This is a genomic window from Streptomyces silaceus (assembly GCF_001419745.1).
GTDB classification, from domain to species: domain Bacteria; phylum Actinomycetota; class Actinomycetes; order Streptomycetales; family Streptomycetaceae; genus Streptomyces; species Streptomyces silaceus.
In genome coordinates this window covers 1-7,428 of sequence record NZ_LIRJ01000258.1, presented here as the reverse complement: position 1 = coordinate 7,428, position 7,428 = coordinate 1, and the positions used below count along the sequence as shown (strand labels likewise).

The following is a 7,428-nucleotide window of genomic DNA, read 5'->3' as shown; positions in this document are numbered from 1 at the left end:
GGGGGCGCCAGGGGGGCGGGGGCCGTCAGTGCCGGTGGCCGCCGCCCTCCTGCGCGCCGCCGCTCTCCTTCGCTCCGTCCCCCTTCTCCGTCGCGCCGTGGCCGTCGTGGCCGGTCCCGCCGCCCGCGTGCACCGTGAACGCCGCCGTGCGGACCTTGCCCTCGTGCTTGAAGTCCAGGAACAGGCGGTACGCGCCCTTGCTCGGCGCCGCCGCCATGAACGAGATGCCGGGGCCCGGCTTCGTCCTGCCGTCGCCGGGCTCGCCGTTCGGGTGCACGTGGAGGTAGGCCAGGTCGCCCGCGCGGAGCGCGACCAGGTGGCCGTACGCGCCCAGATAGGGCTGGAGGTCGGTCACCGGCTTGCCGTCCTTCGCCACGTTCAGCGTGAGGTCGCCGCCCGCGCCCGTCCTCAGGTCGCCCTTCAGCGTGACGTCGTAGCCGTCGACCTTCGCCGTGGTGTCGTGCGCGGGGAGTTCCTTCGGCTCGTACCTGCCCGCCACCGCCAGGTCCGCGCCCAGCGTGAGGCCCTCCTTCGCGCCCTCGGGGCGGAAGTCGGCGAAGACGCGGTAGCCGCCGGCCTCGGGCAGCTCGACCTTCGTCGACCAGGTGCCGTCGGCCGCGCGGGTCGGGTGCAGATGGCGGTAGGTGTTCAGGTCGCGTGAGGCGACGATCAGATGGAGCTCCTTGTCGTGCTCCTTCGCGTACGCCGTGACGTTCTTGCCCGAGGAGTCCTTGACGACGGCGAAGCGGAGCTCCTCCTGCCGGTCCGCCTCGATGCGGGCCGTCCTGAGGTCCAGCGTGTAGCCGCGCTCCGAGACCTGGAGGCCGCCGGGGGCACTCTCGCCGTGGCCCGCGTGCTGGGCGCCCTCGTGTTCGCCGTTCATCTCTTTCTCCTTCCGCGGGTCGCCGTCGTGTTCTCCGTGCCGCGCCGCCGGCTTCGCCTCCGTGACGGGGTCGATGGCCTGGCCCACGCCGTACGCGGTACCGAAGGTCGCGGCGACGGCGGCGGCGAATGCGGTGATCTTCAGTCCGGTGTTCATGACGGCTCCCTGGGTGATCCCCGTCCGGTGGTTCCGGCCGGTCGGACTCGATGGACACGAAGATACCCCCTGGGGGTATGAAGTCAAGCCCTGGACCCCTCTTGCGCCAGGTACCCCCTGGGGGTATACATGGATCTCGTCAGCGGTACCCGCCCCGGGTATCGCGGCACCGGCACCACCGAACCGGGCGACCGCTTCTTCCTCCGCCCACGTCACGAGGAGTCCGCAGACATGTCCACCACCGCACCCGGCGCCCCGCAAGCGGCGCCCACCGCCGAGGTCGAACTCGCCATCGGTGGCATGACCTGCGCCTCCTGCGCGGCCCGCATCGAGAAGAAGCTCAACCGCATGGACGGCGTCGAGGCGACCGTCAACTACGCCACGGAGAAGGCCAAGGTCAGCTACCGCGGCGCGGACGTCTCCGTCCAGGACCTCATCTCCACGGTCGAGGCCACCGGATACACCGCCCAGGAGCCCGCCCCCGTGCGGGAGGCCTCCGGCGACGCGGAGGGCGGCGCGGACGAGGAGCGGGCCGCCGACGAGGAGCTGCGCCCGCTGCGTCAGCGCCTGACCACCGCCGTCCTGCTGTCCGTGCCGGTCATCGCGATGGCGATGGCCCCCGCCCTGCAGTTCGAGTACTGGCAGTGGTTGTCCCTCACCCTCGCGGCGCCCGTCGTCACGTACGCGGCCTGGCCCTTCCACAAGGCGGCGTTCACCAACGCCCGGCACGGCGCGGCCACCATGGACACGCTGATCTCGGTCGGCACCTCGGCGGCGTTCCTCTGGTCGCTGTGGGCGCTGTTCTTCGGCACCGCGGGCACCCCGGGCATGACGCACCCCTTCGAGCTGACCATCGAGCGCAGCGACGGCGCGGGGAACATCTACCTGGAGGCCGCGGCCGGAGTCACCGCCTTCATCCTCGCCGGGCGCTACTTCGAGGCCCGCTCCAAGCGGAAGGCGGGCGCCGCCCTGAAGGCGCTGCTCCAGCTCGGCGCCAAGGACGTCACCGTGCTGCGCGAGGACGGACGCGAAGAGACCGTCCCTGTCGGTGAGCTGAAGACCGGCGACCGCTTCCTGGTCCGGCCCGGCGAGAAGATCGCCACGGACGGCAGGGTCGTCGAGGGCTCCTCGGCCGTGGACGCCTCCATGCTCACCGGCGAGTCCGTGCCCGTCGAGGTCGCCGCCGGCGACGCGGTCACCGGCGCCACCCTGAACGTCGGCGGACGCCTGGTCGTCGAGGCCACCCGCGTCGGCGCCGACACCCAGCTCGCCCGCATGGCCAAGCTCGTCGAGGACGCCCAGAACGGCAAGGCCGCCGCCCAGCGCCTGGCCGACCGGATCTCCGCGGTGTTCGTGCCCGTCGTCATCGGCCTCGCGCTCGCCACCCTCGGCTTCTGGCTCGGCAACGGCGCGGGCCTGACCGCCGCGTTCACCGCCGCGGTCGCCGTCCTGATCATCGCCTGCCCGTGCGCCCTGGGCCTCGCCACCCCGACCGCCCTCATGGTCGGCACCGGCCGCGGCGCGCAGCTCGGCATCCTGATCAAGGGCCCCGAGGTCCTGGAGTCCACCCGCAAGGTCGACACCATCGTCCTGGACAAGACCGGCACCGTCACCACCGGCAAGATGACCCTGCTCGCCACCCACACCGCGGACAACGCCACCGAGGACGAGGTCCTGCGCCTGGCCGGCGCCCTGGAGCACTCCTCCGAGCACCCCATCGCCCAGGCCGTCGCCGCCGGTGCCACCGCCCGCGTCGGCGAGCTGCCCGCCCCCGAGGACTTCGCGGGCGTCGCCGGGCTCGGCGTGCAGGGCGTCGTCGAGGGCCACGCGGTCCTGGTGGGCCGCACCCGGCTGCTCGCCGAGTGGGCGATCCACCTGCCCGTGGAGCTGGAGCGCGCCAAGGCCGAGGCCGAGGCGGCGGGGCGCACGGCCATCGCGGTCGCCTGGGACGGCGAGGCCCGCGCGGTCCTGGAGGTCGCCGACGCGGTCAAGGACACCAGCGCCGAGGCGATCACGCGGCTCCGCGCGCTCGGGCTCACCCCGATGCTGCTGACCGGCGACAACAAGGCCGTCGCCGCGTCCGTGGCCGCCGAGGTCGGCATCGCTCCCGAGCACGTGATCGCCGAGGTCATGCCGCAGGACAAGGTCGACGTGGTGAAGCGGCTGCAGGGCGAGGGCCGCAGCGTGGCCATGGTCGGCGACGGCGTGAACGACGCGGCGGCCCTCGCCCAGGCCGACCTGGGACTCGCGATGGGCACGGGCACGGACGCCGCCATCGAGGCCGGTGACCTGACCCTGGTCCGCGGCGACCTGCGGGCCGCGGCGGACGCGATCCGCCTCTCGCGCCGCACCCTCGGCACGATCAAGTCGAACCTCTTCTGGGCCTTCGCCTACAACGTCGGCGCCCTCCCGCTGGCCGCCTCCGGCCTCCTCAACCCGATGATCGCGGGCGCGGCCATGGCCTTCTCCTCGGTCTTCGTGGTCGGCAACAGCCTCCGGCTGCGGGGGTTCAAGCCACTGTCCTGATCCGTCTCGACGGCCACATCCGCCACCCCGGTGCGAGCGACTCGGCTCGCGCCGGGGTGTTCTGCGCGTAGGGTGGTAATTGGACTAGACCTATGTGACTGGGATCGCGACCCGAAGGAAGAGACATCCATGAGCAAGCGTGCAGTCCTGGAGGTGATCGCCCTCGACGTCGAGGACGCCGTCGCCGCCCAGGCCGGAGGTGCCGACCGCCTCGAGCTGGTGACCGACATGGCCGCGGACGGCCTCACCCCGTCCCGCGAGACCTTCGCCGCGATCCGCGCCGGAGTCGACATCTCGCTGCGCGTGATGCTGCGCCTGGCCGACGGGTTCGCCGCCGGTGACGTCGACGCGCTCGTGCGCCGCGCCCGCGAGCTCCGGAGCGAGGGCGCCGACGAGTTCGTGCTCGGCTTCCTCGACGAGGACGGCGGCCCCGACCTCGCCGCCGTCGAGACCGTCGTGGCCGCCCTCGACGGCTGCCGGTGGACCTTCCACCGCGCCATCGACCGCGCCGCCGACCGCGACGCCCTGCGCAAGCAGCTCGCGGACCTGCCCGGCCTGGACACCTACCTCACCGCGGGCTCCGCCGCCGGCGTCGACGACGGGCTGCCCACGCTGCTCGCCGAGGCCGCCCGGCGCGGCGAACCGGGATACGCGCCGCAGCTCCTCATCGGCGGCGGTCTGCGCCTCGACCACCTGCCGGGCCTCAAGGCCGCCGGTGTCGACGCCTTCCACATCGGCGGCGCGGCGCGCCCCGACGGCTGGTCGGCCCCGGTCTCCGCCGCCGCCGTCGCCGAGTGGCGGGCCGCCGTCGACGGTTGATCCTTTTCCCGCGGGGCGCGATACAACTGGATCGACACGGAGGGGACCTCATGCCGACACCAGCTGAACACACGCGTCCCGCGGGGCGGATACTCGCGGCCGGGACACTGCCCGTCGCCGCGACCCTGCTCACCGGGACGGTCGCGCTCTACATCGCGCTCGTCGCGTTCGGGAACATCACCGACTTCGACTCCAACCAGCAGTTCGTACGCCATGTCCTGGCGATGGACACCACGTTCAAGGACGACGACCTGATGTGGCGCGCGGTGACGTCCACCGCCCTGCAGGACGCCGCCTACGTCGGGATCATCGCCTGGGAGACGCTCGCCGCGCTCGTCCTCGGCACGGCGACGGTCCGGTGGGCCGGGGCGCTGCGCGCCGCCGCGGGCCCCCGGCGGGCCGACGCCCTGCGACGGGCCCGGCAGACGGGCACCATCGGCCTGCTGATGCTCCTGCTCCTGTTCGGAGTGGGCTTCATCGGCATCGGCGGCGAGTGGTTCGCCATGTGGCAGTCCGAGGACTGGAACGGCCTGGACGCGGCCACGCGCATCGTGACGCTCACGGGCATCGTGCTCGTCGTGACGCACCTGCCGTCCGCCGTGACTCCGGCGGACGGCGCCAAGGAGGCGGCCGCGAAAGAGGGGTGACCTGACGTCAGGCGAGCTGCGCGGGCAGTCCGGCCGCGTGCACGACGATCAGGCCGGACACCGCACGGGTCAGCGCCACGTACAGCCGGCGCAGGCCCGTCCGTTCGTCCGGCTCGCCGTCCACCACGGCCGCCGGCTCGTCCAGCACCACGTAGTCGTACTCCAGACCCTTGGCCAGCGACGCCGGGACCAGCGTGAGCCGGGTGTCCGGCGTGGTCTCCTCGCCGGGGGAGAGATACGTGATCCCGGCCGCCGTCAGCGCCTCCGCGAGCGCGGGGACGCGGGCGTCCGCGGCGATCAGCCCGATCGAGCCCTCCTGGCGCAGCGACTCCGCGCAGGCCGCCAGGCACGCCGCGTCCAGGCCGGCCGCGTCCTCGACCCGCCGCACCGCGAGCGAACCCGGCGCCTCACGCACCGAGTTGACCTCCGCGAGGCCCGGCGCGATGTCCGGCAGCAGCCGGGACGCGTACGCGATGACCTCGCGCGGCACACGGAAACCGGCCGTCAGCTCCTCCACGACCGCGTCGGCCTTGCCGAGGTGGCCCAGCGCCTCCGCCCAACTCCGCGTCGCCCAGGGCGTGGTGCCCTGCGCGAGGTCGCCGAGCACGGTCGCCGAACCCGTCGTGCAGCGCCGCCCCACCGCGCGGTACTGCATCGGGGAGAGGTCCTGCGCCTCGTCAAGGACCACGTGCCCCAGCGAGTGCGTCCGCGAGACCAGGTCGCTCGCCTCGTCGATCAGCACCGCGTCCGCGGCCGACCACTTGGCGCTCTTCACGCTCCGCGCGGGCTTCGCCCACAGCACCGTCTTCTGCTCGTCCTCGCTCAGGATCCCCTCGGCGTGCGCCGCGAGGAACTCCGCGTCGGACAGCAGCCGCAGGACCAGCTTCGCCGGGTCGACGGGCGGCCACACGGCCTTCACCGCCGCCTTCACCGCGGCGTTGCGCGCCACGGAGTCCTGCACGCGGTCGTCCGGGGCCTCGCCCGCCTGCTCCATCCGGACCAGGACGGCGTGCGCGATGCGCTGCGGCAGGGCGTCGCGGGCGGCGCCGTAGCGGATGTCGCGGGCCAGCAACTCGCCCACGATCTCCTCCAGTTCGTACGCGGGCACGCGCCAGCGGCGGGATCCCCGGACGACCACGAGGGGCTCGGTGGGCATCGTCACGTGCGACCGCACGGCCTTGCGCAGCACCTCCGCCATCCTGGCGTCGCCCTTGACCAGGGCGGCGGCCGCCTCGTCCGTGCCGCGCACCTCCACGTGCGCGACCAGGTCGTCGACGGTGGCCTGCTTGACCTCCAACTCGCCGAGCGCGGGCAGTACTTGCTCGATGTAGTGAAGGAAGGACGCGTTCGGTCCGATGACGAGCGTGCCGGTGCGGGCGAGGCGCTCGCGGTGCGCGTACAGCAGGTACGCGACCCGGTGCAGGCCCACGGCGGTCTTGCCCGTCCCCGGGCCTCCCTGGACGCAGACGCTTCCGCTCAGCCCGCTGCGTACGATCTCGTCCTGCTCGGGCTGGATCGTCGCGACGATGTCCCGCATCGGGCCCACGCGCGGGCGCTCGATCTCCTGCTGGAGCAGCCTGCTCGTCTGCTCGTCCTCCGTGGCGTCGCTGAGGTTCTCGTCCTCGTACGCGGTGAGCTCGCCGCCCGTGTAGCCGAAGCGGCGGCGCAGCGCGATGTCCATCGGGTCCTTCTTGGAGGCCCGGTAGAACGGCTGCGAGACCGGCGCGCGCCAGTCGATGACCATCGGGTCGCCGTCGGCGTCGTGCACGTGCCGGCGGCCGATGTAGAACTGCTCGCCCTCCGCGCCCTCGGCCTGTTCGGCGCCCGGCGCGTGCAGGTAGTCCAGGCGGCCGAAGAAGAGCGGGGTGTGGGCGAGGTCGGCGAGCGACTTGATCCGCTCGTCGAGCTGTCGCTCCAGGACCGCGGCGTTCACCCAGTTCGCGGTGACGTCGCGGATGTCGAGGGCCTCGGCGTCCTCGCGCATGGCGCGCAGCGCGGAACGGGACGCGGCGAGGTGCCCTCGCTCCCGGGCGAGGGGGTCGGCGGAGTGGTCAGGGGCGGCGTGCACGGGGTGCCTCCGGCGGTTCAGCGGTGTCGTGGTGCTGGCCTCTGCCGACCGGTTACCGACCGGCCGACGGCACTCCGCGGAGGGAGGCGGGGAAGGGGGCATCTTAGGCGAGGGGTACGGGGGCTGGCCAACGGTTTTCTGGCGGGGGCGCCTTGTCTGGCGGGGCGCCTTGGGCGGTGCCTGCGCGGCTGCTTCGTCTGTGGCGCGGGTGCGTGGCCGTCTGCGCCTTGACGGTGCCTGCCGCCTTGGGTTCGTCTGTGGGGCGGGTGCGTGGGCGTCTGCTTCTTGGCGGTGCCTGCCGCCTTGGGTTCGTCTGTGGGGCGGGGCCG

At 73.3% G+C, this 7,428-nt stretch carries 5 protein-coding genes; 3 read left to right on the top strand and 2 right to left on the bottom strand.

From position 1 onward, the window contains the following. Nucleotides 1-25: 25 nt before the first annotated feature. Nucleotides 26-1,039: a hypothetical protein gene (locus AOK22_RS23605; RefSeq protein ID WP_063795317.1), complete on the bottom strand. Its 1,014-nt coding sequence runs from the start codon at nucleotides 1,037-1,039 to the stop codon at nucleotides 26-28. 231 nt (nucleotides 1,040-1,270) lie between these two features. Here AOK22_RS23605 and AOK22_RS23600 point away from each other — a divergent pair, with 231 nt between their 5' ends. The 3 genes from AOK22_RS23600 (at nucleotide 1,271) to AOK22_RS23590 (ending at nucleotide 5,031) form a co-directional block, all read left to right on the top strand. Then, nucleotides 1,271-3,565, top strand: a complete 2,295-nt coding sequence (locus AOK22_RS23600) for a heavy metal translocating P-type ATPase (protein ID WP_055700710.1) — start codon at nucleotides 1,271-1,273, stop codon at nucleotides 3,563-3,565. Nucleotides 3,566-3,694: 129 nt separating this feature from the next. Further along, nucleotides 3,695-4,384 (top strand): copper homeostasis protein CutC, encoded by a 690-nt coding sequence (locus tag AOK22_RS23595; protein WP_055700709.1) that lies wholly within the window; start codon nucleotides 3,695-3,697, stop codon nucleotides 4,382-4,384. A 50-nt stretch (nucleotides 4,385-4,434) separates the two neighbouring features. Then, nucleotides 4,435-5,031, top strand: coding sequence for a DUF2165 domain-containing protein (locus tag AOK22_RS23590; protein ID WP_055700708.1), 597 nt, complete (start codon nucleotides 4,435-4,437; stop codon nucleotides 5,029-5,031). A 7-nt stretch (nucleotides 5,032-5,038) separates the two neighbouring features. Here AOK22_RS23590 and AOK22_RS23585 read toward each other — a convergent pair whose 3' ends face one another. Then, nucleotides 5,039-7,099 carry a HelD family protein gene (locus AOK22_RS23585; protein WP_055700707.1) on the bottom strand — a complete coding sequence of 687 codons (2,061 nt, stop codon included), beginning with the start codon at nucleotides 7,097-7,099 and terminating at the stop codon, nucleotides 5,039-5,041. Nucleotides 7,100-7,428 lie beyond the last annotated feature (329 nt).